We start from the raw sequence: 25,820 nt of genomic DNA, 5'->3' as shown, positions 1-25,820 counted from the left end.
GGCCTTATCAGACCTTCTCGACCTGACCGTATTCCAACTCGACCGGGGTTGCGCGACCGAAGATCGAAACCTCGACCTTGAGGCGCGAACGCTCTTCGTCGACATCCTGAACGACGCCGTTGAACGAGGCGAACGGACCATCAGAAACGCGAACCTGCTCGCCGATCTCGAACGAGACCGAAGGCTTCGGACGCTCGACGCCATCCTGGACCTGACCGAGGATGCGCTCGGCTTCATGGTCCGGAATCGGAACCGGCTTGCTGTCGGTACCAAGGAAACCGGTCACCTTCGGCGTGTTCTTGATGAGGTGGAAAGCCTCATCCGTCAGATTGGCGCGAACCAGAACGTAGCCCGGGAAGAACTTGCGCTCGGCGTCGACCTTACGGCCACGACGCACTTCGACAACCTTCTCGGTCGGCACGAGAATCTTCTCGAACAAATGCTCGAGACCCTTCTGCTTGGCCTTTTCCTCGATCGATTCGGCGACCTTCTTTTCGAAGTTCGAATAGGCGTGAACAATATACCAGCGCGCAGCCATGCTACCCTCCACCCAATCAAGCGCCAACGTTGAGGATGAGGCCGATCAGCCAACCCATCAACTGGTCCGCAGCAAAGAAGAAGGCGGCGGCAAAAAAGACCATGACAAAAACCATCAGCGTCGAGATCATCGTCTCGCGCCGGGAAGGCCAAGTCACTTTCGACGTCTCAGAGCGAACCTGCTGCAGAAACGTTACCGGATTCGTTTTGGATGCCATGTAATGCTCACGCCATTACGGCGCGTAAAGCCGATGATTCAGCCCCACGCACCGCGTGTCTGTTTGGACCCTACATAAAGACCGATTCTAAAAACTACAAGAGCCAATCAGTCTTTTCTGTGAATTTCGTCGACCGCATAACCGGTCCTTAAGCTTATTTTGCCGAACCCTCAGTTTTTTTGAAGCCTGAGAAGAATGGCAGGGGCAGAGGGGCTCGAACCCCCGACCTGCGGTTTTGGAGACCGCCGCTCTACCAACTGAGCTATACCCCTATTCGGTTGCGTCCTCGTTCAACAACGTGTCGCCGCCTCAAGTCAGCGGCTTCATATTCAGTTTGCCGGAGGATGACAAGCACCTTTCAACGCCGATCCGAAAAAATCCGCATTCAATTGCATCTATCCCCTGACCTGCCGGCCGGAGCGCGCCATAAAGAGGGCAAGTCATTGCCTCGCCACTCTGAAATGGTCGCAGCGCTGCGGGCATACGCTATCCTGCCTGATGCCCCCTTACCGGAATCGACTCGCATGTCGTGCATCACGCTGGTCGAATATGATCCCTTCTTGCCTTCACTCTTTGAGGAGCGGGCGCTTTCCATCACCGCCCTGCCCTCGCCTTTCGTCCGCGAGGTCCACGAAATCGGCAGCACGGCGATACCGGGACTGGCAGCAAAGCCGAAGATCGATATCGATGCGGTCATGGTGGCCTTAGGGGCGCCGCCTGAGCTCAGTGCTCGCCTCCGGGACGCAGGCTTCACCTTTCACGGCGCCCCACACGCAAGCGACCTGTGGACGTTTACGACGGCAACGACGCTTCCCTATGGCACGCGGCTCTACTCTGCGGTGACGACAACGCCGCCCATGCGGATCACCTGCTCTTCCGGGACCGCTGCGGGAAAGGCCGGACTATGCCGCGCAATATGAGGCGTTGAAAAGACGGCACGCCACGGAAGCCGGCAGCGATTGGGATTCTTACGTTGGCGGCAAGCGCGCCTTCGACAACGCGGTGCTGGCGACGTGCCCAACGAAAAAGGCCCCGCCGTCGCCGGCGGGGCCTTCCTACTGACTTTTAATCAGCAGATTACTCGACGATGGAGGCAACAATGCCTGCGCCGACGGTACGGCCGCCTTCGCGGATCGCGAAGCGCAGCTTTTCTTCCATCGCGATCGGAACGATCAGCTCGACAGCAACCGTGACGTTGTCGCCCGGCATGACCATTTCCGTGCCTTCCGGAAGCGTAACGATGCCCGTTACGTCCGTCGTGCGGAAGTAGAACTGCGGACGGTAGTTGGTGAAGAACGGCGTATGACGGCCGCCTTCTTCCTTCGTCAGGATGTAGGCTTCAGCCATGAACTTCTTGTGCGGCTTGACCGAACCCGGCTTGCACAGGATCTGACCACGCTCAACGCCGTCACGGTTAACACCGCGGATCAGCGCGCCGATGTTGTCGCCGGCCTGGCCCTGGTCGAGCAGCTTGCGGAACATTTCAACGCCCGTGACCGTCGTCTTCGACGTGTCGCGGATGCCGACGATTTCAACTTCTTCGCCGACCTTGACGATGCCGCGCTCAACGCGACCGGTCACAACCGTACCACGGCCCGAGATCGAGAACACGTCTTCGATCGGCATCAGGAACGGCTGGTCGATCGGACGCTCAGGCGTCGGGATGTAGGCGTCAACAGCAGCCATCAGCTCGCGGATCGCGTCTTCGCCGATCTTCTTGTCCGAGTCTTCCAGAGCAGCAAGCGCCGAGCCCTTGATGATCGGAATGTCGTCGCCGGGGAATTCGTAGGACGACAGAAGTTCGCGAACTTCCAGCTCGACGAGCTCGAGAAGCTCGGCGTCGTCAACCTGGTCGACCTTGTTGAGGAACACGACGATGGCCGGAACGCCAACCTGACGAGCAAGCAGGATGTGCTCGCGGGTCTGCGGCATCGGGCCGTCAGCAGCCGAGCAAACCAGGATCGCGCCGTCCATCTGCGCAGCACCGGTGATCATGTTCTTGACGTAGTCGGCGTGGCCGGGGCAGTCAACGTGAGCGTAGTGACGGTTCGGCGTCTCATACTCAACGTGCGCCGTCGAAATGGTGATACCACGGGCCTTTTCTTCCGGCGCAGCGTCGATCTGGTCATACGCCTTGAACTCGCCGAAGTACTTCGTGATCGCTGCGGTCAGCGACGTCTTGCCATGGTCAACGTGGCCAATCGTGCCAATGTTAACGTGCGGCTTGTTGCGCTCAAATTTGCTCTTTGCCATGGGTACGTTTCCTGTGGTCAAGTATGAATGATCAGCCGGCAGGGCCGGTTTGTGGAGCCGTTTAAGGGTTTCAGGGGATTTGCGCAAGACTTAATTGCGTACGCCTGGACCGGTCGCAGACGGCCTTTTCCTGTCGTTATGTAGGAATGCCGAAGCACCGCCACAAGAGACGGTATCCGCGAATCGCGAATCACCGGGTGCGCAAGACAAACAATGGCTTACGACGAAACATTGAAGCGATGGGTCAATGTGAGAAAAAGGCTGGCCGCTGCTGGAGCGGGTAGCGGGAATCGAACCCGCGTATTCAGCTTGGAAGGCTGCTGCTCTACCATTGAGCTATACCCGCGGGCCTTCGATCCAGAAGCAGAATGGTGGAGGGAGTTGGATTTGAACCAACGTAGGCTGAGCCAACGGATTTACAGTCCGTCCCCTTTAACCACTCGGGCATCCCTCCATTATTCTGTCGGGATCTTTCGACCAAGCAATTGAGATCGCGAGACAACCAGCGACTTGTCGTTGCCGCTCTCGATCTGTGGCCGGGTATATGACTGCCCCGTTTCGTCCTGTCAACACAGGTCGATGGAAAATTTCTGAATTTCTCCACAGCCGCAAAAAACGACCCCACGCTGAAAACCGTTTCGCCCCGCGTGCAACCTCTCTATAAGACGCCAATGAGCAAAGATCGCACCGGCGACAAGAGCGCCAAAGACACCCATTACGCCAACCTGAGGCGCGCTCACCGCGACGCCAAGCGGGAACGTGGCGAAATCCCAACACCGAAACAGGAGAAGCGCCGCAAGGCGCCGGCCGACTGGAAGGCGCCACAGCTCGCGCCGGAGCAGGTTCTGCTTTACGGCCTGCACACGGTCCGCGCCGCGTTGGACAATCCGGCGCGCCAGATCGTTCGCCTCAGCGTGACCCCGAACGCGGCCGCAAGGCTCGAGATCGGCGAACTCTCGGCCCTTCCCTTCCCGGTCGAAACAGTGACGCCGCAGGAGCTCGACAAGATCCTCGGTCCCGATGCGATCCACCAGGGCGTCATGCTCGAAACGCGTCCCCTGCCACATCGCAGGCTCGAAGCGCTTCGTGATTGCCCGCTGATTCTGGTTCTCGACCAGGTGACCGATCCACACAATGTCGGCGCCATCATGCGCTCGGCCGTTGCCTTCGACGCTGGCGCGTTGATCACCACCATGCGCCACAGCCCAACCGAATCGGGCGTGCTCGCCAAGTCCGCCTCCGGTGCGCTGGAAATGATCCCCTATATCCAGATCACCAATCTTGCCGACGCCATCGAAGAACTGCACCGGCTGGGCTTCCAGACGATCGGCCTTGATTCGGAAGGACCGCAGCCGTTGGAGGGGACGTTCAGCGGCGAGAAGATCGCGCTGGTCCTCGGTTCCGAGGGCAAGGGGCTCCGGCAAAAGACCCGTTCGATCGTGACGGACCTTGCCCGCCTCGACATGCCGGGCGCGATCAAATCGCTGAACGTGTCAAACGCGGCGGCGATCGCCATGTACGCGGCGCGCCAGTTCCTGAACCGCTAAGATCTCCAGACGCTGCCGCCCGCCCGTGTGCCAAGGGGGGCGGTCGCATCTCCTACAGAGCCGAAACTGGCATCGAAGGCCAACACATTGACGCGAAATTGAGCCTGTGGAAATCTCCGCCTCGTTGGGATCGGAGTGCTTTCATGGTCGCAGTTGTGTCACGCATTCCTATGTATCGGCTGCTGGTTTTGGGTGCACTCTGTCTGGGGACAAACACCGCCTTTGCCGCCGGTGACATCGACCCGGCCATCATCGCGGCGCAGACGGGCGACTATCTCGTCGCCCCGCTCGATGGTTCCGAAGGATGCAGGCTGACGCTCACCGCCGATGAGGCGATTGGCGGTTACGCCGTCGCCGGAGCCGAGGGCTGCACCAAAAACCTGCCGCCCCTTGCGGACGTCGTCGCCTGGAACTTCGATGGGAGCGGAGGCCTGCTGCTGATCGACGTCCTGCGGAAAGTCCATGCCCGGTTTGAAGAGAGCGAGGGATCCCCCCTCCTGACCAACGCCGAGACCGGACCGCAACTGGCACTCGTGCCGGCGGTAGACGGCATTTCGCGTCTGCCAGCGCCTGCAAACATGAACGGCACATGGCAGATGAAACGACCGGACGGTACTTCCGTCTGCCGGGTAAGCTTCACGGGGACAAGCGATGGAAACGGCAATTTTGCCCTGTCACTGGAAAAACCTTGCGACGGCGCTGTCAGACAGTTGAAATTGAAGAACTGGTCAGCAAACGGCCTAGGTTTAACCCTGCTCGGCGAAGACGGCAGTTCACTCGCCTTCACCGCCACGCCCACCGGCTTCCAGAAAGATCGGAACGAGGGCGGCAAGCCGCTGCTCCTCATCAGAAACTGACCGATTGCAGCTGATGGCCCAGGGGTACACTCATCCCGGCAGCCGTCGGGCAGCCGTCGCGCAATTTCTTCCAGGTGGTGACGTTGAGATTCATTTCGCAGCGCGCGAGGTAGGCATTGCCGTCGACGCGCAAGCATGCGACCTGCCCCAGCTCATATTTCGAGCCATCGCGGTTGCGGCAGGTGCAGCCGTGATCCGGTGGCGCCGCGAGCGCGGCTTCGGCGGCGACCAGAAAGGCCACCGCAGCGGTCTTGCCCCAGGGGATCGTGCGCCCGCTCTTCATGAACGCATTATAAAGCAGATCGTCACAATCGAAAACGGACAATGCCGGCTGCGTTTGCAACCGGCACCGTCCGCACGCAGGGCCTAAGCCCCTCCACCGGATCACCTCGGTGACCCGCTGAACCTATATATTAGCTCGCCAGGCGAAGGACGTTGCCTTCGGCAATCGTCTTTTCAGCTTCGGCGATCGCGAACTGCTTGGAGTCGGCGCTGAGGTTGAGGCCCTCGGCGCGGACGAATTCGACATCGGTGACGCCGAGGAAGCCGAAGACCGTCTTCAGGTAGGATTCCTGATGGTCCATGACGGCAGCCGGACCGGCCGAGTAGTGGCCGCCGCGGGTCGAGGCGACGATGATCTTCTTGCCCTTTGCCAGGCCTTCCGGACCATTCTCGGTGTAGCGGAAAGTCTTGCCGGACACGGCGATGCGGTCGATCCAGACCTTCAACTGGCTAGGAATGCCGAAGTTGTACATCGGCGCACCGATGATGATCGTGTCGGCTGCGAGGAATTCTTCGAGCATGTCGCGGCCAAGCTTGACGTCGGCGGCAAGGTCGGCGTCCACGCCTGCGAGATCGGCGGGAGCCATGATCTGCGCACCGGTCAGATGCGGAAGCGAGCTGTCGGCGAGGTCACGGTAGGTCACCGTGGCATCCGTGCGATCAGCCTTGACCTGCGCGGCAAGTGCCGCCGTCAGGCGACGAGAAACCGAGTGATCACCAAGGATACCGGAGTCGATGTGAAGAACATTCATGGGAACACCTTTGTGTGTGCGTTGCGGTGATCCACATATGAGGGGAAAACAATGACCCGATAAGCCAGCGGATATTTGACATACTGTTTCCAGACGGAAACAATCATGGTCAACATCCGCACTTCGGAGACAGGACAATGCAGGATCTAAACGACCTCGGGCTTTTTGCCGCCGTCGTGCGAAACAACGGCTTCAGCGCTGCCGCACGGGACCTCAATATACCCAAATCCAAACTCAGCAAACATGTTGCGCGCCTTGAGGAGCAACTCGGCGTGCGGCTGCTGGAACGCTCGACCCGCAAGCTGCGCGTCACCGACATTGGCCGGGTGTTCTACGAACACTGCCAGGGGCTGCTCGACGGTGTCGCCGCAGCAGAAGCCGAGATCGCCGCCGTGCGGGCGGAACCCTCGGGCACGGTGAGGCTCGCCTGCCCGCTCGGGTTCACCCCGATGCTCGCGGACATCCTTCCGGCGTTTCATCGGCGCTATCCCGGCGTCCGACTGCTGATTACGGCCACCAACCGCCGCATCGACCTGATCGAAGAGCGGGTCGATGTGGCGCTTCGCGCCCGCGGACAGCTCGACACCGACAATCAGCTCATCATCCGCAAGTTCGGGGAAGTGCGCGAACGGCTCGCGGCGAGCCCGACGTTTCTTGCGCGCTCAGGCGAGATCACGATCGACAACCTCAGCCAGCAGGCAACGCTGTCGATGAACGAGCAGCACCCGACCGATGTCTGGCGGCTGGTCTCGATCGATGGCAACACCACGGAAATTTCCCATCGTCCGATTATCGGCTGCAGCGACTTCATAATCCTGGAACGCGCCGCGATCGAAGGCATGGGCGTGGCGCTCTTGCCGGACCATATCTGCGAGCGTGCCTTCCGTGCGGGCGTGCTGGCACCGGTGTTGCCGGAATGGACCTCCAACGACGTCGTTGTCCACCTCGTCTTCCCGTCCCGCCAGGGCATGCTTCCGGCAACCCGGGCGCTGATCGACTATCTCGCCGAAAACCTTCTCAACGCCTTGCAGAAATGCCGGGAGGTTCCGGTGCGGATGGCCCCCTCCTTCGACATCTGACGTCTCTATCTCGTGCTGCCCAGTACCGGCAAATCATCAAGACATTACCGTCGGGGTCGCGGATCGTGAACCATTGCTCGAATTGCACCGACGTGACGATCTCGACACCGAGGCTGGTCGCCTAGCTGTATGCGGCCGCCACGTCTTGTGTGTCGAAGTGAAAGAGCGGCGCGTCCCGCCGCGAGCCGGAAGCAAAGATCTTGCCGTCGAGAACCAGCCGTGCGCCGCCCCTCTGGGAAAAACCGCGAGATGGCCGCAAAGCGTTTCCGGCGCATCGACCTGAAGCAAGCGCGCATACCATCCATTGACTCGCTCGACGTCCGACACCGGAACAAAGACGGCGCCGATATTCAAGCTGGTAGCCGGCATGTTCCCCTCTCCCTGCAGTGAGCCGAAACTGAGCTCAGACACGGGTTCAATCAAGATCTGACGAAGGTATCGAACGCGTTTTGTCAACGCCTAGAAGGACGGTAGTGGCCGGTGTCAAGGGCGGGGTCTAATGGTGGCAGCGCGTGCCACCGTTCTCGAGTTCGGCAAAAACCTTCGCCACCGCATCATACCGATAGGCTATCACCTGCGTCGTGCAGACGTCTTCATATCGCGCGCAAGTCTGCATCGAAACGCAGAGATGGCCTTGAACTCCCCAGACCTTGGCGGGCGGACTGTCGTAAATGCCGTCGTAGATGGTTTGCGTCCGACCGGCGCCATCGCGCCATTGAACGAAGATCTCCGAACGAAAGTGATCATACCCGACGCTGCTGTATCCAACCGAGTACCGGATCTGCCCCACGCCCGGAACATGGGTGGCGCCTGAGATCACCTCAGCCCAAGCGGATGCCTCCTGCGCATCGGCTGAGCCTGCCGCGAGCGCGACAAGGCTGTAAAGCAATACGACGGCGCGTCCGGTCGCCGCCAGCAGCGCACACATGGCCGAGGTGATTTTACGTGCCCCTGAATGGAAGCGCTTGATGACAGTAGACCTTTGGAAGAAACCAATACGGAAAGCTTCATGCTGCACTCACGGGTCTCGAACAACAATCGACGTTGGCCGGACCGGCAATTCTCTATATCCCAAAACTATGAGAACTCTTGGAACCCTGATCGTCTCTGCGGTCTCAGCAATCCTTGTCAGCCTGATCGTCGCGGGTTTGTTTCTGCCCGTCTATGGCATCTTCGAGGGCGGATCGTACAATTGCCTAACGGATGGTATCGGAGAATGTGCTTCGATGTTTCCACTCAGCGCGCTGATCTACGGCCCGTTGTTCTCCATTGTCGGCGCTCTGGCCGGCACGCCTGTTTTCATGGTGATCCTCGCACGGCGCAGTTGACTGCTGCACAGGAGACACCGGCAAAAAATAGACGGGTGTAGTTCTCTCACCTCAGATCGTGATCCGGTCGAGATTTCTAAAAATGAGAGATTTAAGCAGGGAGTATTTGGTCGATGGTGCCCCCAGAGAGACTCGAACTCCCGACCTACTGATTACAAATCAGCCGCTCTACCAACTGAGCTATAAGGGCACTTACTGGGCTCGGAGTTACCATAATCTCATCAGGTGTAAAGCAAAATTGCGAATTCTCCCAACTTTTCAGATGCGTTCGGCACTGGGCCGTGCCAGAAACGGTGGACAGAGATCGCCGTAAGCGGCATGCAACGCATCGAACGGACTACTATTTCATGGCCCGAACGTTCAATTCCTTCGCCTTCCTCGCCTCTCCTGCGGAGGAGGCGCAAAAGGCTGCGGCCGATCTCAAGGCGATCTATGGCGACAACGATCCGGCGAAGGCCGACGTGATCGTGGCGCTCGGTGGCGATGGTTTCATGCTGCAGACGCTGCACCAGACCATGAACAGCGGAAAGCTGGTCTACGGCATGAACCGCGGCTCCGTCGGCTTCCTGATGAACCGCTACAGCACGGAGAACCTGACGGACCGCATCTGCCTGGCCGTCGAGAACGCGTTCCACCCGCTGGAGATGCAGACGACCGACGTCTATGGCGAGAGCTTCACTGCACTTGCCATCAACGAGGTCTACCTCTTTCGCCAGTCTTACCAGGCCGCAAAACTGCGCGTCCTGATCGACGGAAAAACACGGCTCGAGGAACTGACCTGCGACGGGTTGCTTGTGGCGACGCCGGCCGGTTCCACCGCTTACAACCTCTCGGCCCACGGACCGATCCTGCCGCTCGAAGCACCGCTACTCGCCATGACCCCGGTCAGCGCCTTCCGCCCTCGCCGCTGGCGCGGTGCGCTGCTACCAAATCATGTCACCGTCGAGATCGAGATCCTCGAAGCTGACAAGCGGCCGGTCAACGCCGTCGCCGATCACCAGGAGGTGAAGTCGGTGGTCAAGGTGCGGATCGCCGAATCGGAAAACATGACGGCGCGCATCCTCTCGGATCCCGATCATTCCTGGTCGGACCGCATCCTGGCCGAGCAATTTTCGAACTGAACGCACGGTCCCCGCGCGACATATGTTATCATCCGCCCGGCCCGATTTCCGCCGGCCCAGCAACACGGCAGCAAGCCGCCGCCCCAAGGACGACGATCCAGATGCACAAACCCGCCCTCCTCGCGCTGCTCCTGTTTGTAAGCTGCGGCAGCGCCAAGGCCGAGGACGCCAACGTCGTGCCGCCGCAGGCAACCTTCGTGACGAGCACAGGCTACTGGGAGGAAAGTGGTGAGCCGCTTTCATCCCTTGATCCCAACGCGGCTGCCGAGAAACCGAGCGACGCCCGGCGCGGCTACTACAAACTGATCGCTCTTCGGCAAGCGGATGGCAGCGCACAGATCCACCTGCAACAGATCGAGGCGACCGCCGCCGGACCCGTGGTGGTTTCTTCGGCGGAGCTCGAAGAGTTCTCGGCATTCAAGGCCTATGTCACCGACATTCGCCCGGAGACTTCGACGGGCGTCACCGCCCAGCCAGGCATGTTCGCGACCGTCTATCTGAAGACCGACCCCAGCGCGCGCGAACCGGAAACGTGGACGGTGCTCATCGACGACCTTGGCGACATCAAGATCGAGCGCGCGTCCAACTGAGCAAACGAAAGGGCCGGATGCGAACACCCGGCCCTGTTCAAATTCTTTAGACCGCTTCCGGCCTCAGTTCAGATCGTCGACGGCTGCATCCGCCCCACCGCTGACACGGTGGGCCAGGGCCGCTTCCATGAACTCGTTGAGCTCGCCATCAAGAACGTCGCCCGGTGCCGTGCTTTCGACGCCGGTGCGCAGGTCCTTGACGAGTTGGTAGGGCTGCAGAACGTAGGAACGAATCTGATGGCCCCAGCCGATATCGGTCTTCGACGCAGCTTCGGCGTTTGCCGCCTCCTCCCGCTTCTTCAGTTCGGCCTCGTATAGGCGGGCGCGCAGCATGTCCCAGGCCTTCGCCCGGTTCTTGTGCTGCGAGCGCTCCTGCTGGCACTGCACGACGATGCCCGACGGGATATGCGTGATACGCACGGCCGAGTCGGTCGTGTTGACGTGCTGGCCGCCGGCGCCCGACGAGCGGTAGGTGTCGATGCGGCAATCGCTCTCGTTGATGTCGATCTGGATCGAATCGTCCACGACCGGGTATACCCAGATTGAGGAGAACGAGGTGTGACGGCGCGCGTTGCTGTCATAAGGCGATATGCGAACGAGGCGATGCACACCTGATTCGGTCTTCAGCCAGCCGTAGGCATTGTGGCCCTTGACGAGCAGCGTCGCAGACTTGATGCCCGCTTCTTCGCCGTCCTGGATTTCCATCAGCTCGACCTTGTATCCTTGGCGTTCGGACCAGCGGGTGTACATGCGCAGAAGCATGTTGGCCCAGTCCTGGCTCTCGGTACCACCGGCACCGGAATGCACTTCGAGATAGGTATCGTTCTGATCGGCCTCGCCGGACAGCATGGCCTCGACCTGCTTCTTGGCCGCTTCGTTGCGCAGTTCGCGCAGCGCCTGCTCGGCATCCGCGATGATCGCCGCGTCGCCCTCTTCCTCGCCAAGCTCGATGAGTTCGATGTTGTCGTGGAGTTGCTGCTCGAAACGACGCAGGCCGTTGATGCCGTCGTCAAGCTGCTGGCGCTCGCGCATCAGCTTCTGTGCTTCCGAAGCATCGTTCCAGAGGGTCGGATCTTCCGCCTTGTTGTTCAACCAGTCCAGTCGTCTTACCGCCTGATCCCAGTCAAAGATGCCTCCTCAGCAGGCTTATGGCCTGCTTGATTTCGTCGACAATGTTCTCGATTTCGCTGCGCATGATCCTGCTTCTTGTGAACCCGATATGAAGTGAGCGTCAAATAGCGATGCCCGCCGCTGATGTAAAGGCGGCGGGCATCCCAAGAGGGGAAAGGCTTAGAACAGGCCGTTGGAGCCCGAAGTCACAGCCTGGTTCGCCTGCGGCGAGTTCTTCAGGATCTCCTCCGGCGGCACGTATTGGTCGAGGCCGCCGATAACCGAGAAGGTGTCGGCCGGGCCGGTGCCGGGCTTGAAGGCTTCGATGATCGTGTCCGGCTCGCCCTCTTGGGCGGCCATGCCGGTCTTGCGGTTGACGGCGACCATGCTCATGCCTTCAGGCACGACGAACTTGCTCGGGCGGGTGCCCTTGACCGCTTCGGTCATGAAGTCGTTGAAGATCGGCACCGCGAGGCTGCCGCCGGTCGCGCCGCGGCCGAGCGGGGCCGGGTTGTCGAAACCAAGATAGAGTCCGGCGACCATGTCCGGCGTATAACCGACGAACCAGGCGTCCTTTTCGTCATTGGTCGTACCGGTCTTGCCGGCGACCGGACGATCGAGCTTGATCTTTCCGGCGGCCGTGCCGCGCAGCACCACGCCCTCCATCATCGACGTGATCTGATAGGAGGTCATCGGGTCGAGCACCTGCTCGCGGTTGTCGGTCAGGACTGGTTCTTCCTGGCTCTGCCAATCGCCTGCGTTGCAGTTGTCGCAGGTGCGGTCTTCATGCCGGAAGATCGTCTTGCCGTAGCGGTCCTGAATGCGGTCGATCAGCGACGGCTTGATCTGCTTGCCGCCGTTGGCGAGCACCGAATAGGCCGAGACCAGGCGCAGAACCGTCGTTTCGCCGGAGCCCAGCGACATCGCGAGCAGCGGCGGCATCTTGTCGTAGATGCCGAAGCGTTCGGCATATTCGGCAACCAGGTTCATGCCCATGTCGTTGGCGAGGCGGACGGTCATCAGGTTACGCGACTTCTCGATGCCGAGGCGCAGCGTCGACGGGCCGGCGGAGCCGCCACCATAGTTTTCCGGACGCCAGACCTGCCCGCCCGCGACGATCTCGATCGGGGCGTCGAGAATGACCGATGCCGGCGTGTAGCCGTTGTCGAGCGCTGCCGCGTAGACGAAGGGCTTGAACGAGGAGCCCGGCTGGCGCATCGCCTGCGTCGCACGATTGAACTCGGACTGGCCGTAGGAGAAGCCGCCGACCATTGCCAGCACGCGGCCGGTCTGCGGATCCATCGCCACGAGACCACCCTGAACCTTCGGCGGCTGGCGGAGACGATATTCGCCCTTCTCGGGCAAGGGTTCGACATAAACGACATCACCGGCGCCGAAGACCCCCTCAGGGGACTTGGCCGACTTGCGGTCGCCGTTGGCGGAGCGATAGGCCCACTGCATGTTCTTGGTGGAGATGTGCCCGGTGACGCGTTCGGCAACGATCTTGCCCGAGGCTTCCTTTTCCGGCTGGATGCCGATCTCGGCACCCTGTGCATCGACCGAAAGAACGACGGCAAGCTTCCATTCCGGTACATCGCTAAAGGCAGTAACCGCGCCCAGCGGCTCGCCCCAATCGCCACCGATCTCGATGGTCTTGACGGGACCATGGAAGCCACGGCGTTCGTCATAGCTCAGCAACCCTGCCTGCAGCGCCTTGCGCGCTGCGATCTGCAGACGCGGATCGAGCGAGGTGCGAACCGACAAGCCGCCTTCATAGAGTGCATTGTCGCCGTACTTCTGAATGATCTGCCGACGGACCTCTTCAGCGAAGAAGTCGGAGGCGAAGAGATGCGCGCCGCCGCGGCGCGGGTTGACACCGAGCGGCTGCTTTTTGGCTTCTTCGCCGTCGGCCTTGGTGACGTAGCCGTTCTCCACCATGCGGTCGATCACCCAGTTGCGGCGTTCGATGGCGGCTTCGGTCTTGCGGAACGGATGGTAGTTGGCCGGGCCCTTCGGCAAGGCGGCAAGATAGGCGGTTTCGGCAATGGTGAGCTCGGTGACCGATTTGTCGAAATAGGTCAGCGCCGCACCAGCGATGCCGTAGGAATTCAGGCCGAAGAAGATCTCGTTGAGGTAGAGTTCAAGGATCCGGTCCTTGCTGTAGGCCTGCTCGATGCGGAAGGAGAGGATCGCTTCCTTGACCTTGCGGTCGATCGTCTGGTCCGAGCTCAACAGGAAGTTCTTTGCCACCTGCTGCGTGATCGTCGACGCTCCAACCGGGCGACGACCGGAGCCGAAGTTCTGCAAGTTCACCGCGATGGCACGCGCCAGACCGGTGATATCGACACCCGGATGCTGGTAGAAGTTCTTGTCTTCGGCCGAGATGAAGGCTGCCTTGACGCGATCCGGAATGGCCTGGATCGGCAGGTAGAGGCGCCGTTCACGGGCGTATTCCGCCATCAGCGCGCCGTTTCCGGCATGAAAGCGCGTCGTCACGGGCGGCGAATACTTCGCCAGGACCTCGTAGTCAGGTAGATCCTTGGTCACGACGCCCAAATAAAGCGCCGCGGCTCCAGCCACGCCAAGCAGCAGAAACGCACCAATCCCGAAGAAATATCCAATCAGCCTGATCATCAGCCAGATACCGGTACCTTAATTATCGTCCAATTGCCGAACCGCCGAGCGACAGGCCATGCTCTGTCCCGCCGGCTTACATAGCGTCGGTCCGACCAAACTCTTCCGTCAGAAATAGTCTGGCATCGCAGCGCCCCGCCAGCCCGGCTCCTCATATGGCGAGGAACCCCGGGCATCAACTCGTTTCTCAACAAAACCGGGCGCAATTCCGGTTACGTCCCGGATTGTGCGTAAAATAGGGCTGTTTCCGATTATCGCGCGCGCATCCAATTGAAAAGCATAACGCTGTTACCGAGGCGACACAAATCACTTCGTTCCCGCGCATGCTGTCAAATGTCAGCCGCCGCTGGCGACTGCCTGCTCGCGATAACGCTGAACGGCAACCGCAAGACGCTCCGAAACCTTCTTGCGCCACACCGGATCCAGCAGCAACTTCTCATCCTCCTTGTTCGACAGGAAGCCCAACTCCAGCAGGATCGACGGCACATCGGGGGCCTGTAACACGCGGAACCCGGCGAAGCGGTGCGGATTGTTGATGAGATTGATCTGGCCCTCGAAGGAGGAAACCACAGCGCGCGCCATGTTGACGGAGAAAGCCTGCGTCTCGCGACGGGTCAAATCGATGAGGATATCTGCGACCTCCGCAGGCTCGCTCTGAAGCGGTACGCCGGCGATTTCGTCCGACAGGTTTTCGCGCGCCGCGAGACCTGCGGCCAAGTGGTCGGACGCCTTGTCGGAGATCGTATAGACCGTCGCGCCGCGGATATCCTTTTGCCGGAGCGCGTCGGCGTGAAGCGAGATGAAAAGATTGGCGCCCTTGTTGCGGGCAATCTGCACGCGCTGCGGCAGCGAGAGAAAAACATCCTTGTCGCGGGTGAGAAAAGCCTCGATGCCGGCGCCCTTGTTCAAGGCCTCGACGAGATCCTGCGCAAAGGCAAGGGTGACGTGCTTTTCTTCCGTCTTCGTCTCGCCGGCGAGTGCACCGGTGTCGATGCCGCCGTGGCCGGCATCGATCGCGATGATGAAGGGTCCGCCCTCTTTCGTCGGCGCGACGGCGACAGGTCGGTCGGTTTTCGTCGCGGCGACCGAACCGGTCCATTGCTGTTCGCCAAGAAGCGCATCGAAGCGCGTCTGGTCGACCCGTTCAGCGTCGAGGACCAGGCGGTAGCCCTTGCCCCCCTCCTCCGCGATCACTTCCGCATGGGTCACTGCAACGGGGCCCTTCGCGGAAAGCACGATGCGGGAACTCCCCGCGCCCATGCCGCCGTAGCGGATCGCATCGAACAGACCACGCGGCTCGAGGCTGTCGGCCTTCAGGCCGAAAGCCGTTTCCGGCAGATCGACGACCACACGAACGGGATCAGCGACGTAATGAAGCGAGAAGTCCGGCTTGCGGTCGAACTCGACGACGACCCGGGTGCGTGCGTCGTCGCCGGCGATCCGCGCACCGAAGGCGAGCAAGGGGGCCGGCTCGACGGCGTGAGCGGCCGGCACGTTCAACAGGAGACCGCCGACGAGCAACGATGCCCCGAGCAAACGCCAACCCGTCCGCGACATCAACGACAACAGCGAACCGCGCATACAAACCGCCAAAGGCTTCACCTTGGGCTCCCCACCACTTTCTCGAAAATCAGATGGCAGCCGACGCGGCCACCAGCACATACCTTGATCAATGAACTCTTATGGTTAATCAAAGCTTGACAAAAGCCATCTTGCGCCCCGCACCGACACCATCGAGTCATCTTTTGTCGGCCTACTCCACGTGGACAAGCGAATCGATCATTATTGTGGCGGCACGGGCTTTTCCCTTGCCAATGTGACATAGAAAACATAAAAGCGTCACAAGGAGAAAGTGTTGACGGGATAGAACAGTCGACCGGGCAGCCGGAGCTTCTCCAAAGCTTAGCGCCAGGGAGTGGTCGAACCGGATTAACCGGTTAAACGTATCGCACTTCCGCGGTCGCAAGGTGTTCATCCGCCGTCGCTGCATTTCCTCCTCGTACACTGGATCGCAAATTTCCGGCGGTGGCCGGAGTTCTTGATGGTGATTTTTCACCAACGCCCGCAAGCGGGCGCATTCATCGGGTCTTTATGAGACCTTGGACATTGGCATTCTTGTTTGGTCATTGATGTTGACTCAGCAGTATCGGTCAGAAGTAGAGCGGCCCCGGAACACAGGTGTTCCGGCTGTCGTCTGGCTGCTGCACCATCACCTGCGCCAGACGAGAACTTTCATATCCGGCGCACCTTCCGACGTGTTTGGCAGTCTTCCCAAGGAAGCAGGTCTGTCTCCCGTTCCGCTGGTGCGCCGAGGAGCACAGCTTAGATGGCAGAGAAAATGCTTATCGATGCGTCTCACTCCGAGGAGACGCGCGTCGTTGTCGTACGCGGGAACCGCATAGAAGAATTCGACTTCGAGTCGGAACATAAGAAGCAAATCCGCGGCAATATCTATCTGGCGAAGGTCACCAGGGTAGAGCCTTCGCTGCAGGCCGCCTTCGTCGACTACGGCGGCAACCGCCACGGATTTCTGGCCTTCGCCGAAATTCACCCCGATTATTACCAGATCCCCCTTGCCGACCGCCAGGCACTGCTGAAGGCCGAAGCTGAAGAAGCGCGGCGCGACGACGACATCGAACATGTCGAAACCGCACCGGCGCCGGCAAGCGAACTGTCCGTTCCCGTCGATCTCGCGGTCGTAGCGGAGACCGATATCGAGGCGCAGCCGGCAGAAGCCGCTGTCGCCGAACCGGTGGTCGAAGAAGAAGCACCGGCGGAAAAGCCTAAGGCAAAGCCGAAGCGCGCGCGCAAGACCAAGGCAAAGGCCGCGGAAGAAGCGGCAGCCGCTTCCGTCGACGGCGACGAAAGCAACGGCGGCGAAATGGCCGCCATGGTCGACACCGACGCCATCTCCGAGGACGTCGACAGCCGTCGCCGCCACGACGACGACGACGACGATGACGACAGCCACGACGGCGAAAAGGAAATCATCGAATCGGTCGGTGCCGAAGACGCCATGGAAGAGGTTCCGGACCGTCAGGTCCGCAAGCCCCGCAAGCAGTACCGCATCCAGGAAGTCATCAAGCGCCGCCAGATCCTGCTCGTTCAGGTCGCCAAGGAAGAGCGCGGCAACAAAGGCGCGGCGCTGACGACATACCTGTCGCTCGCCGGTCGCTACTCGGTGCTGATGCCGAACACCGCGCGTGGTGGCGGGATCTCCCGCAAGATCACCAACCTGCAGGACCGCAAGCGCCTGAAGGAAATCGCGCGCGGCCTCGAAGTGCCGCAAGGCATGGGCGTCATCCTGCGCACGGCCGGTGCGAACCGCACCAAGGTCGAGATCAAGCGCGACTTCGAATACCTGATGCGTCTTTGGGAGAACGTCCGCACGCTGACGCTCAACTCCACGGCCCCCTGCCTCGTCTACGAGGAAGGCAGCCTGATCAAGCGCTCGATCCGCGATCTCTACAACAAGGACATCGGCGAGATCATCGTTTCCGGCGAGGAAGGCTACAAGGAAGCCAAGGGCTTCATGAAGATGCTGATGCCGAGCCACGCCAAGGTGGTTCAGCCCTATCGCGACGTGCATCCGATCTTCTCGCGCTCCGGCATCGAAGCGCAGCTCGACCGCATGCTGCAGCCGCAGGTAACGCTCAAGTCCGGTGGCTACATCATCATCAACCAGACCGAAGCGCTGGTTTCGATCGACGTCAACTCCGGTCGTTCGACCCGCGAGCACTCGATCGAAGACACGGCGCTCCAGACGAACCTTGAGGCAGCGGAAGAAGTTGCTCGCCAGTTGCGCCTGCGCGACCTTGCCGGCCTCGTCGTCATCGACTTCATCGACATGGAAGAAAAGCGCAACAACCGCGCTGTCGAGAAGAAGCTGAAGGACTGCCTGAAGAACGATCGCGCGCGCATCCAGGTCGGCCGCATCTCGCATTTCGGCCTGCTCGAAATGTCGCGCCAGCGCATTCGTGCCTCGGTGCTCGAATCGACGATGCAGACCTGCCCGCACTGCAACGGCACGGGTCACGTTCGCTCGCAGTCCTCCGTCGCCCTGCACGTGCTGCGCGGCATCGAAGAGTACCTGCTCAAGAACACCACGCACGATATCACCGTGCGCACCATTCCGGATATCGCGCTCTACCTGCTCAACCAGAAGCGCGGCACGATCATGGATTACGAGGCCCGTTTCGGCGTTTCGATCATCATCGAGGCTGACGCCCATGTTGGTGCGCAGCACTTCGCGATCGATCGCGGCGAACCGGTCGAAAACCCGGTCAAGATCGAGCAGCTTCTGCATTTTGAGCCGGAGCCGGAAGAAGATGACGTCGTGATCGAAGAGGATCTCGACGAAGAAGAAGCCGAAGAAATCGCCAGCGAGCCGCGCCAGGAGCAGCCGAAGGCTGCTCAATCCGCCGACGACCAGGGCGGGCGCAAGCGCAAGCGTCGCCGTCGCCGCCGTGGCAAGGGTGGACAGCAGGCAGAAGGCGCCGTTAGCCAGGTTTCCGAAGCGGCAGACGACGCCGACGAGGATGCCGACGAAGGCGATGCTGACGACGAGGGCGTGGATGCCGAAGCCACCAACGCTGACGGCGAGCAGAAGCGCAAGCGCCGCCGCCGTGGCAAGCGCGGTGGGCGTCGCAACCGTCCGGAAGGCGAAGGTGAAGGCGAAGGCCAGCTCGAGGCCGATGCGGAAGGTGAAGATGCCGACGAACCGGAAGCCGTAGAAGCGCCGGCCGTGACCGCAGAGAGCGAAGTAGCCGTCGCGGTAGAAGAAGCCTCCGCAGTCGTGGAGGAAGCCGAGGCCGTCGAAGCCAAGCCGGCCAAGCCGAAGCGGACCCGCAAAAAGGCAGTGAAGGCAGAAGAGCCGGTCGTAACCGTCGATGAAGCTGCCCAGGTGGCTGTCGAAGACCAGCCAGCGGTCGCCGATGTCGCCGTCGAGGCGGTAGAAGAAGCCGCTGCCGATCTCGCCGAAACCAAGCCGGTGCGCGCGAACCGCGATCTTTCGAAGATTGCTTCGGAGCCGGTGGTCACCTCGAGTGCGGTGAAGACCGAAGGCGAAGAAGAAGAGGCCAACAAGCCGAAAAAGGGCGGTTGGTGGCAGCGCCGCGGCTTCTTCTAAGAAGCCGCCTCTAGGCTCTCAGCCGAGACCCTGACGTCTCGCGGCGTTGAAATTAAAAGATCAAAAATAGAAAGGCCCGGATCGCTCCGGGCCTTTTCTTTCACATCAGATCGGCGCCTTCGCGCTCTATCCGTCCTGCCGCGCAAATCAGGCAAGCCAGCGTGCGATCCTGTCCATTGCCTCGGCCATGTCGGCCTCGGCCCCAGCATAGGAAAAGCGCATCGTACGATGCCCCTCAAGCGGGTCGAAATCGAAGCCCGGCGTCGCCGCCACATTGATTTCCGCCAGCATCCGCCGGGCAAAGGCCATGCTGTCATTGGTGAAGCGGCTGACATCGGCATAGGCGTAGAAGGCGCCGTCCATCGGCGAGGCGATGGACAAGCCAATCTCCGGGAGGCGCTTCAGCAACATGTCGCGATTGGCCGCATAGGCAGCCTTGTAGCGGTCGAGTTCCTCATGCGCGTCGAGTGCTGCTTCGGCCGCGATCTGAGACAGTTCAGGCGGCGAGATGTAAAGGCTTTGCGCAATGCGTTCGAAGCCTCGGACCTTATCAGCCGGCAGCACCATCCAACCGATGCGCCATCCGGTCATGCAGTAATATTTGGAGAAGGAGTTGATGACGATCGCTTCGTCGGTGACTTCGAGCGCACTCGCTTCTTCGCCGGCAAAGGTCAGACCGTGATAGATTTCGTCAGAAATGAAGGCGATCTTTTCCGCATGGCAATAGTCGGCGAGCGCTTTGAGGCCGGCCCTCCCCGTCACGGTGCCGGTCGGGTTCGCGGGGCTTGCCAGCAACACGCCCTTCAGCGGCCGGCCGAGCTTTGCGGCGGCCCTTGCCAGGCTCTCCGGCGTCAGCGTGAAACCGGTCTCGGCATTGGCCTCGACCTCGACCACCGTCAGGCCGAGTGCTGCAAGGATGTTGCGATAGGCCGGATAGCCGGGCCGCGCGATGGCGACGCAATCGCCCGGATCGAAGAGCGCGAGGAAGGCGAGATTGAAGCCGGCCGACGATCCCGTGGTGACGGCCACCCGCTGCGGATCAAGCTCGATACCGTGACGCTTCTCGTAGTGGCGGGCGATCGCAGTTCGCAGCGACAGAGTGCCGAGTGCGTCGGTATAGCCAAGGCGCCCGTGCTGGAGTGCGTTGCGCGCGGCTTCGAGTGCCGCCTGCGGTGCCGGGTGGGCAGGCTGCCCGACCGCCATCGAGATCACCGGATGGCCGGCATCCCGGCGGCGTGTCGCCTCCGCCAGCACGTCCATCGCGTGGAAAGGTTCGACGGCGCTGCGTTTTGACAAGTCTACCAACGGAAAATCCTCGATAAGCGGCTGTTCTCCAGCCCCTTTGCCCGATGAAATTGACCTTCACAAGTCCGCGAGTGCCGTATTTCCGCCGATTTTGCCGTTTCGTTTCCGCGGCACCCACCCTATGCTGCCAGCATGTAGCGGATACGAGGATTCCTGTTGTCTGAGAGAACTGCCGGTTGACGTGACGACTGGGGATGGACGACACACAGGATACGCAAGGACAACGAGGTAGAAATGAATTTCAGCACCAAGATGATTGCCGCCGGAACGCTCGCCGCGCTCGTGGCCGGGGTCAGCCTGCCGCAGAGCGCGTTTGCGCTCGACGCCAAGCAGAAGGAAGAGATCGGCGCCTTCATCAAGGAGTATCTGATCGCCAATCCGGAGATCATGCTTGAAGTCCAGGAAGCGCTGACGACGAAGCAGCGCGCCAAGCAGCAGGAAGCTGCAGAAGGCGCGATCACCGAAAACAAGAAGGCGATCTTCAACTCCGACTACGACATGGTGCTTGGCAACCCCAAGGGCGACGTCACCATCGTCGAATTCTATGACTACAACTGCGGCTATTGCAAACGCGCGCTTTCGGACATGGACGCTATCATCAGCAAGGACAAGAACGTCCGCTTCGTGCTGAAGGAACTGCCGATTCTCGGCCCTGACTCGCTGGCAGCTCACAAGGTGAGCGCTGCTTTCCGCCTCGTGGCCCCGGAGAAATACGGCGACTTCCATCGTGCGCTTCTCGGCGGCGAAGACCGCGCCACGGAAGAGACCGCCCTTGCGGTCGCAGCCAAGCTCGGTGTCCCCGAGGATCAGTTGCGCGCCAAGATGGAAAAAGAGCCGCATGACGCTGCCGTGCGGGAAGCCTATGGGCTTGCCAACGATCTCGGCATCACCGGCACGCCATCTTACGTCATCGGCAACGAGGCGGTCTTCGGTGCCGTCGGCGCCGAAGAGATCGAGGGCAAGGTCTCCAATATGCGCGAATGCGGCAAGACCGCCTGCTGACAAACCTTCCCATGACTGTGGACAAATCCCGCGGGGGCCCAAAGGGCTTTTCCTCGCGGGACCATCAGTCTATAGGTAACCCTCCATCACCGGACCGGAATCCCTTATGCCATCGACCATTTTCGTGCTGAACGGCCCCAACCTGAATGCGCTGGGCAAGCGCGAGCCGGGTATTTATGGCGGCCAGACGCTCGCCGATATCGAGGCCATGTGCAAGGCGGAAGGCAAATCGCTCGGCTTCGAGGTCGATTTCCGCCAGTCGAACCACGAGGGTACGCTGGTCGACTGGCTGCATGAGGCCGGCAGCGTCGCGGCCGGAGTTGCGATCAATCCCGCGGCATACGGCCATACGTCGATCGCGCTTCACGACGCCATCCGCGCCATTGGCATTCCAGTGGTCGAACTGCACCTCTCGAACATCCATGCCCGCGAGGAATTCCGTCACAAGTCGATGATCGCGCCGGCCGTCAAGGGCGTCATCTGCGGCTTCGGCGCCCAGAGTTACATTCTTGCGCTGCATGCGCTAAAGAACCTGACAAATCCGTCGAAATAAAAAGAACACAAGAGGCTCATATTCCATGGCTGACAAGAAACCAGGTATCGACCAGGCGCTGATCCGCGATCTCGCCAACATTCTCAAGGACACCGATCTCACCGAGATCGAAGTCGAGCAGGACGACCTGCGCATTCGCGTCTCGCGCAACGGCACGCCGGTTGCCATGCAGATGGCCATGCCGCAGATGCCGGCATACCAGCTGCCTGCCGCAGCAGCCGCACCGGCCAACGCCGTCGCCGCTCCGGCTGCTGAAAACCCGCGCGCGTCGAAAAACGCCGTCACCGCCCCGATGGTCGGTACCGCCTATCTGTCTCCGGCCCCGGGCGCCCGCCCCTTCGTTGAAGTCGGCGCCACCGTCAAGGAAGGCCAGACCATCCTGATCATCGAAGCCATGAAGACGATGAACCAGATCCCGGCCCCTCGCTCGGGCAAGGTCACCGAAATCTTCGTCCAGGACGCAGCCCCCGTCGAATATGGCGAACCGCTGATCGTAATCGAATAAGGCGGCGCGGTGATGATCTCGAAAATTCTCATTGCCAATCGCGGCGAAATCGCCCTTCGCGTGCTGCGCGCCTGCAAGGAGCTCGGCATCGCGACGGTTGCCGTTCATTCCACGGCCGACGCCGACGCCATGCATGTGCGGCTTGCCGACGAGAGCGTCTGCATCGGCCCGCCGCCCTCGCGCGATAGCTATCTGAACATTCACCAGATCGTCGCCGCCTGCGAAATCACCGGTGCCGACGCTGTGCACCCGGGCTACGGCTTCCTGTCTGAAAACGCCAAGTTCGCCGAAATCCTCGAAGCGCACGACATCACCTTCATCGGCCCGACGGCGGAGCATATCCGCATCATGGGTGACAAGATCACCGCCAAGAAGACGGCGCAGGAGCTTGGCATCCCGGTCGTTCCGGGTTCCGATGGCGAAGTGAAGCCGGAAAACGCGCTTGAAGTCGCCCGCAAGATCGGCTTCCCCGTGCTGATCAAGGCGACCGCCGGCGGCGGCGGCCGCGGCATGAAGGTCGCTCGCTCCGAGGCGGACCTCGAAGAAGCTGTCTCGACTGCGCGCTCCGAAGCGCTTGCCGCCTTCGGCAACGACGCCGTCTACATGGAAAAGTACCTCGGCAAGCCGCGCCACATCGAGGTCCAGATCGTCGGCGACGGCGCCGGCAATGCGGTGCATCTCGGCGAACGCGATTGCTCGCTGCAGCGTCGTCACCAGAAAGTCTGGGAAGAGGCAAACTCCCCGGCCCTCAATGTCGACCAGCGCATGAAGATCGGCCAGATCTGCGCCGACGCGATGAAGAAGCTGAAGTACCGCGGCGCCGGCACGATCGAGTTCCTCTACGAAAACGGCGAATTCTATTTCATCGAAATGAATACCCGTCTTCAGGTCGAGCATCCGATCACCGAAGCGATCACCGGTATCGACCTCGTACACGAGCAGATCCGCGTCGCCTCCGGCGGCGGCCTCTCGGTCAAGCAGGAAGACATCGTGTTCTCCGGTCACGCCATCGAGTGCCGGATCAACGCCGAAGACCCGCGCACCTTCGTCCCCTCCCCGGGCACGATCACGCATTTCCACGCGCCGGGCGGTCTTGGCGTGCGCGTCGACTCCGGCGCCTATCAGGGCTACCGAATCCCGCCCTACTACGACAGCCTGATCGGCAAGCTGATCGTGCACGGGCGTACCCGTGTGGAGTGCATGATGCGCCTGCGCCGCGTCCTCGATGAATTTGTCATCGACGGCATCAAGACGACGCTTCCGTTGTTCCAGGACCTGATCAATAATCAGGACATTGCCAACGGCGACTATGATATCCATTGGCTGGAAAAGCATCTGGCCGCCACGTCCGAGTAAGGGCCATAAATTGAAAGGGACGCGCAGCAAGCAGCCCGACATTACTCCGGACATGCTGCTGCGCGCCTATTCGATCGGCCTGTTCCCGATGGCCGATTCGGCTGACGACCCGGAGCTTTTCTGGGTCGAGCCGGAAATTCGCGGCGTCATCCCGCTCACGGACTTTCACGTCTCCCGCAGCCTCGCGAAGGCGATCCGTCGAAAACCCTTCGAAATCCGCTTCAACACCGCCTTCGAAGCGGTGATGGATGGCTGTGCGGCCCCCGCCCCGGACCGGCCGACGACCTGGATCAACAACAAGATCCGCACTCTCTACGCAACGCTCCACACGATGGGTTACGCCCACAGCGTCGAGGCCTGGGAGGACGATATGTTGGTCGGCGGTCTTTACGGTGTTTCTCTCGGTTCGGCGTTCTTCGGCGAGAGCATGTTTTCCCGACGCACCGACGCCTCGAAGATCTGCCTCGTGCATTTGGTGGAGCGCCTGCGCGCCAGGGGCTTCGAGTTGCTGGACACCCAATTCACCACCGAGCACCTGAAGTCCTTCGGCGCGATCGACGTGCCGAAGGCCGAGTACGAAATCATGCTCGGCAACGCGATGAACTCTCCGGACCTCTCGTTCTAGACGTATACTCTTCTTTGGATATCTCCACCTGGAGATGTACTTACTTCATATGTTCATCCAGACTTCGAGCGTTTTCGAGGGCACCAGGATGAACAAGATCATATTGGCATTGTCGGTTTTAATCGCTTCCAGCGCTGTTGCGGAAGCAAAGACCTATCGCGACATGTTCGGCGGCGAACCGAACCTGCCGCCGGAATTGTCCGCCATCATCGGGTCGCTCGATTTCAAGCAGGGCAAGGTGGCATTGCCTTCCGCCCACGCGCAACTCGATATTCCAGCGGACTTCTACTTCCTGGATCCTGCCGACACCAAGAAGGTCCTTGTCGACCTGTGGGGCAATCCACCGGGCTCGGCCGAGGGTTATCTCGGCATGGTCTTTCCCGCCAAGTACCCGCCGGACGGTGACAAAGCCTGGGGATCGGTCATCGACTATCTGAAGGACGGTTACGTTTCGGATGCCGACGCGCTGACCATCGATTTTACGCAACTTCTGTCGCAACTGAAGGAAGCCTCCGCCGAAAACAACCTCGAGCGAGAAAAGCAGGGCTACGATCCGATCACGCTGGTCGGCTGGGCCTCCCCTCCCCATTACGATCTGGGTACGCACACGATGCACTGGGCCCGCGACCTGATCTTCGGCAAGGACCCGAACGCCCCCCACACCCTGAACTACTCTGTTCGCATCCTCAGCAGAGAGGGCGTGCTGCAGATGAACTTCGTTTCAGGGCTGGAGCAGCTCGACGAAATCAAGTCGGGCTTGCCTGGTGTAGCTGGCATGGTGCAGTTCGATCCCGGGCAGGCCTATGCGGACTTCAAGGAAGGCGATGCGGTCGCGGCCTATGGCATGGCGGGCCTTATTGCCGCCGGCGCCGGCGCCAAGGTCGCAGCGAAAGTCGGCCTGCTTGCCGTCGCGCTGGCATTCCTGAAGAAGGGCGGCGTGCTCATCGTGATCGCGGGCGCCGCTGTCGCCCGGTTCTTCAAGGGCCTGTTCGGCCGCAAAGCACCGCCAAGCGCATAACGCCACCGTGATATCGAAGG

The 25,820-nt window shown here is 60.9% G+C and carries 23 protein-coding genes and 4 tRNA genes; 13 read left to right on the top strand and 14 right to left on the bottom strand.

The annotated features are described in order from the left end of the window. Positions 1–7: 7 nt before the first annotated feature. From nusG to LAC81_RS05475, 3 genes are all read right to left on the bottom strand, one after another. Positions 8–538, bottom strand: coding sequence for a transcription termination/antitermination protein NusG (gene nusG / locus LAC81_RS05485; protein WP_034795476.1), 531 nt, complete (start codon positions 536–538; stop codon positions 8–10). 16 nt (positions 539–554) lie between these two features. Continuing rightward, on the bottom strand, positions 555–755 hold the full coding sequence (gene secE / locus LAC81_RS05480) for a preprotein translocase subunit SecE (protein ID WP_113541259.1): 201 nt from the start codon (positions 753–755) through the stop codon (positions 555–557). A 196-nt stretch (positions 756–951) separates the two neighbouring features. Next, a tRNA-Trp gene (locus tag LAC81_RS05475) sits at positions 952–1,027 on the bottom strand. A 252-nt stretch (positions 1,028–1,279) separates the two neighbouring features. Here LAC81_RS05475 and LAC81_RS05470 point away from each other — a divergent pair. Beyond that, on the top strand, positions 1,280–1,675 hold the full coding sequence (locus LAC81_RS05470) for a GrpB family protein (RefSeq protein WP_223727025.1): 396 nt from the start codon (positions 1,280–1,282) through the stop codon (positions 1,673–1,675). 157 nt (positions 1,676–1,832) lie between these two features. On the opposite strand, the gene tuf is transcribed toward LAC81_RS05470, so the two are convergent. From tuf to LAC81_RS05455, 3 genes are all read right to left on the bottom strand, one after another. Next, the gene (gene tuf, locus LAC81_RS05465; RefSeq protein WP_034795467.1) at positions 1,833–3,008 is read right to left on the bottom strand and encodes an elongation factor Tu; all 1,176 of its coding nucleotides are present in this window, start codon (positions 3,006–3,008) and stop codon (positions 1,833–1,835) included. A gap of 272 nt (positions 3,009–3,280) precedes the next feature. Next, a tRNA-Gly gene (locus tag LAC81_RS05460) sits at positions 3,281–3,354 on the bottom strand. A gap of 23 nt (positions 3,355–3,377) precedes the next feature. Continuing rightward, positions 3,378–3,462 (bottom strand) — tRNA-Tyr (locus tag LAC81_RS05455). A 217-nt stretch (positions 3,463–3,679) separates the two neighbouring features. Between LAC81_RS05455 and LAC81_RS05450 the strand changes: the two genes are divergently transcribed. Together LAC81_RS05450 and LAC81_RS05445 are read left to right on the top strand one after the other, a co-directional pair. Next, complete coding sequence (locus LAC81_RS05450) at positions 3,680–4,555, top strand: TrmH family RNA methyltransferase (RefSeq protein WP_223727024.1); 876 nt, start codon at positions 3,680–3,682, stop codon at positions 4,553–4,555. Between the two features lie 143 nt (positions 4,556–4,698). Next, positions 4,699–5,412 carry an AprI/Inh family metalloprotease inhibitor gene (locus tag LAC81_RS05445; protein WP_223727023.1) on the top strand — a complete coding sequence of 238 codons (714 nt, stop codon included), beginning with the start codon at positions 4,699–4,701 and terminating at the stop codon, positions 5,410–5,412. Here the strand turns inward: LAC81_RS05445 and LAC81_RS05440 are convergent. Both LAC81_RS05440 and LAC81_RS05435 read right to left on the bottom strand, forming a co-directional pair. Then, positions 5,402–5,695, bottom strand: a complete 294-nt coding sequence (locus LAC81_RS05440) for a hypothetical protein (RefSeq protein WP_223727767.1) — start codon at positions 5,693–5,695, stop codon at positions 5,402–5,404. The genes LAC81_RS05445 and LAC81_RS05440 overlap by 11 nt on opposite strands. Positions 5,696–5,825: 130 nt before the next feature. After that, a complete protein-coding gene (locus tag LAC81_RS05435; protein ID WP_223727022.1) occupies positions 5,826–6,446 on the bottom strand; it encodes an FMN-dependent NADH-azoreductase in 621 nt (206 codons plus the stop codon). Positions 6,447–6,583: 137 nt separating this feature from the next. Here LAC81_RS05435 and LAC81_RS05430 point away from each other — a divergent pair, with 137 nt between their 5' ends. Further along, positions 6,584–7,525, top strand: a complete 942-nt coding sequence (locus LAC81_RS05430; RefSeq protein WP_223727021.1) for a LysR family transcriptional regulator — start codon at positions 6,584–6,586, stop codon at positions 7,523–7,525. 496 nt (positions 7,526–8,021) lie between these two features. On the opposite strand, the gene LAC81_RS05425 is transcribed toward LAC81_RS05430, so the two are convergent. Beyond that, complete coding sequence (locus tag LAC81_RS05425; protein ID WP_223727020.1) at positions 8,022–8,543, bottom strand: hypothetical protein; 522 nt, start codon at positions 8,541–8,543, stop codon at positions 8,022–8,024. A gap of 424 nt (positions 8,544–8,967) precedes the next feature. Further along, positions 8,968–9,043, bottom strand: a tRNA-Thr gene (locus LAC81_RS05420). Positions 9,044–9,200: 157 nt separating this feature from the next. Between LAC81_RS05420 and LAC81_RS05415 the strand changes: the two genes are divergently transcribed. Together LAC81_RS05415 and LAC81_RS05410 are read left to right on the top strand one after the other, a co-directional pair. Beyond that, a complete protein-coding gene (locus LAC81_RS05415) occupies positions 9,201–9,974 on the top strand; it encodes an NAD kinase (RefSeq protein WP_223727019.1) in 774 nt (257 codons plus the stop codon). A gap of 101 nt (positions 9,975–10,075) precedes the next feature. After that, positions 10,076–10,564: a hypothetical protein gene (locus tag LAC81_RS05410; RefSeq protein WP_223727018.1), complete on the top strand. Its 489-nt coding sequence runs from the start codon at positions 10,076–10,078 to the stop codon at positions 10,562–10,564. Positions 10,565–10,627: 63 nt separating this feature from the next. Here LAC81_RS05410 and prfB read toward each other — a convergent pair. The 3 genes from prfB to LAC81_RS05395 all read right to left on the bottom strand — a co-directional run bounded on the left by prfB (position 10,628) and on the right by LAC81_RS05395 (position 15,889). Next, positions 10,628–11,759 (bottom strand): peptide chain release factor 2 gene (prfB, locus tag LAC81_RS05405; RefSeq protein ID WP_223727017.1). Its coding sequence is split into 2 segments (ribosomal slippage): positions 10,628–11,689 and positions 11,691–11,759, totalling 1,131 coding nucleotides; the frame shifts between segments, so codons are not numbered across the junction. 95 nt (positions 11,760–11,854) lie between these two features. After that, the gene (locus tag LAC81_RS05400) at positions 11,855–14,308 is read right to left on the bottom strand and encodes a penicillin-binding protein 1A (RefSeq protein WP_223727016.1); all 2,454 of its coding nucleotides are present in this window, start codon (positions 14,306–14,308) and stop codon (positions 11,855–11,857) included. Positions 14,309–14,644: 336 nt separating this feature from the next. Then, positions 14,645–15,889 (bottom strand): N-acetylmuramoyl-L-alanine amidase, encoded by a 1,245-nt coding sequence (locus tag LAC81_RS05395; RefSeq protein ID WP_223727015.1) that lies wholly within the window; start codon positions 15,887–15,889, stop codon positions 14,645–14,647. Between the two features lie 745 nt (positions 15,890–16,634). Between LAC81_RS05395 and LAC81_RS05390 the strand changes: the two genes are divergently transcribed. After that, entirely contained in the window at positions 16,635–19,436 is a 2,802-nt protein-coding gene (locus LAC81_RS05390) for an Rne/Rng family ribonuclease (protein ID WP_223727014.1), read from the top strand. Positions 19,437–19,583: 147 nt separating this feature from the next. Here LAC81_RS05390 and LAC81_RS05385 read toward each other — a convergent pair whose 3' ends face one another. Beyond that, on the bottom strand, positions 19,584–20,741 hold the full coding sequence (locus tag LAC81_RS05385) for a pyridoxal phosphate-dependent aminotransferase (RefSeq protein ID WP_223727013.1): 1,158 nt from the start codon (positions 20,739–20,741) through the stop codon (positions 19,584–19,586). Between the two features lie 234 nt (positions 20,742–20,975). Between LAC81_RS05385 and LAC81_RS05380 the strand changes: the two genes are divergently transcribed. From LAC81_RS05380 to LAC81_RS05355, 6 genes are all read left to right on the top strand, one after another. Next, complete coding sequence (locus LAC81_RS05380; protein WP_223727012.1) at positions 20,976–21,743, top strand: DsbA family protein; 768 nt, start codon at positions 20,976–20,978, stop codon at positions 21,741–21,743. Positions 21,744–21,849: 106 nt separating this feature from the next. Then, positions 21,850–22,296, top strand: a complete 447-nt coding sequence (aroQ, locus tag LAC81_RS05375; protein WP_223727011.1) for a type II 3-dehydroquinate dehydratase — start codon at positions 21,850–21,852, stop codon at positions 22,294–22,296. Positions 22,297–22,321: 25 nt separating this feature from the next. Continuing rightward, a complete protein-coding gene (gene accB, locus LAC81_RS05370) occupies positions 22,322–22,801 on the top strand; it encodes an acetyl-CoA carboxylase biotin carboxyl carrier protein (RefSeq protein ID WP_223727010.1) in 480 nt (159 codons plus the stop codon). A gap of 12 nt (positions 22,802–22,813) precedes the next feature. Next, positions 22,814–24,157: an acetyl-CoA carboxylase biotin carboxylase subunit gene (accC, locus tag LAC81_RS05365; protein WP_223727009.1), complete on the top strand. Its 1,344-nt coding sequence runs from the start codon at positions 22,814–22,816 to the stop codon at positions 24,155–24,157. Positions 24,158–24,167: 10 nt separating this feature from the next. Next, positions 24,168–24,782: a leucyl/phenylalanyl-tRNA--protein transferase gene (aat, locus tag LAC81_RS05360; protein ID WP_223727008.1), complete on the top strand. Its 615-nt coding sequence runs from the start codon at positions 24,168–24,170 to the stop codon at positions 24,780–24,782. 88 nt (positions 24,783–24,870) lie between these two features. Continuing rightward, a complete protein-coding gene (locus LAC81_RS05355; protein WP_419195803.1) occupies positions 24,871–25,800 on the top strand; it encodes a DUF2167 domain-containing protein in 930 nt (309 codons plus the stop codon). Positions 25,801–25,820: the final 20 nt, after the last annotated feature.

Origin of the sequence: Ensifer adhaerens (assembly GCF_020035535.1) — a bacterium.
Classification (GTDB): domain Bacteria; phylum Pseudomonadota; class Alphaproteobacteria; order Rhizobiales; family Rhizobiaceae; genus Ensifer.
This window is presented reverse-complemented; position numbering and strand designations above follow the sequence as displayed.

What these genes read in the sequence shown, in the direction of transcription:
- nusG (WP_034795476.1), bottom strand. Translation starts at nt 538, where the DNA reads ATGGCTGCGCGCTGGTATATTGTTCACGCCTATTCGAACTTCGAAAAG.
- secE (WP_113541259.1), bottom strand. Translation starts at nt 755, where the DNA reads ATGGCATCCAAAACGAATCCGGTAACGTTTCTGCAGCAGGTTCGCTCT.
- LAC81_RS05470 (WP_223727025.1), top strand. Translation starts at nt 1,280, where the DNA reads ATGTCGTGCATCACGCTGGTCGAATATGATCCCTTCTTGCCTTCACTC.
- tuf (WP_034795467.1), bottom strand. Translation starts at nt 3,008, where the DNA reads ATGGCAAAGAGCAAATTTGAGCGCAACAAGCCGCACGTTAACATTGGC.
- LAC81_RS05450 (WP_223727024.1), top strand. Translation starts at nt 3,680, where the DNA reads ATGAGCAAAGATCGCACCGGCGACAAGAGCGCCAAAGACACCCATTAC.
- LAC81_RS05445 (WP_223727023.1), top strand. Translation starts at nt 4,699, where the DNA reads ATGGTCGCAGTTGTGTCACGCATTCCTATGTATCGGCTGCTGGTTTTG.
- LAC81_RS05440 (WP_223727767.1), bottom strand. Translation starts at nt 5,695, where the DNA reads ATGAAGAGCGGGCGCACGATCCCCTGGGGCAAGACCGCTGCGGTGGCC.
- LAC81_RS05435 (WP_223727022.1), bottom strand. Translation starts at nt 6,446, where the DNA reads ATGAATGTTCTTCACATCGACTCCGGTATCCTTGGTGATCACTCGGTT.
- LAC81_RS05430 (WP_223727021.1), top strand. Translation starts at nt 6,584, where the DNA reads ATGCAGGATCTAAACGACCTCGGGCTTTTTGCCGCCGTCGTGCGAAAC.
- LAC81_RS05415 (WP_223727019.1), top strand. Translation starts at nt 9,201, where the DNA reads ATGGCCCGAACGTTCAATTCCTTCGCCTTCCTCGCCTCTCCTGCGGAG.
- LAC81_RS05410 (WP_223727018.1), top strand. Translation starts at nt 10,076, where the DNA reads ATGCACAAACCCGCCCTCCTCGCGCTGCTCCTGTTTGTAAGCTGCGGC.
- LAC81_RS05400 (WP_223727016.1), bottom strand. Translation starts at nt 14,308, where the DNA reads ATGATCAGGCTGATTGGATATTTCTTCGGGATTGGTGCGTTTCTGCTG.
- LAC81_RS05395 (WP_223727015.1), bottom strand. Translation starts at nt 15,889, where the DNA reads ATGCGCGGTTCGCTGTTGTCGTTGATGTCGCGGACGGGTTGGCGTTTG.
- LAC81_RS05390 (WP_223727014.1), top strand. Translation starts at nt 16,635, where the DNA reads ATGGCAGAGAAAATGCTTATCGATGCGTCTCACTCCGAGGAGACGCGC.
- LAC81_RS05380 (WP_223727012.1), top strand. Translation starts at nt 20,976, where the DNA reads ATGAATTTCAGCACCAAGATGATTGCCGCCGGAACGCTCGCCGCGCTC.
- aroQ (WP_223727011.1), top strand. Translation starts at nt 21,850, where the DNA reads ATGCCATCGACCATTTTCGTGCTGAACGGCCCCAACCTGAATGCGCTG.
- accB (WP_223727010.1), top strand. Translation starts at nt 22,322, where the DNA reads ATGGCTGACAAGAAACCAGGTATCGACCAGGCGCTGATCCGCGATCTC.
- accC (WP_223727009.1), top strand. Translation starts at nt 22,814, where the DNA reads ATGATCTCGAAAATTCTCATTGCCAATCGCGGCGAAATCGCCCTTCGC.
- LAC81_RS05355 (WP_419195803.1), top strand. Translation starts at nt 24,871, where the DNA reads ATGAACAAGATCATATTGGCATTGTCGGTTTTAATCGCTTCCAGCGCT.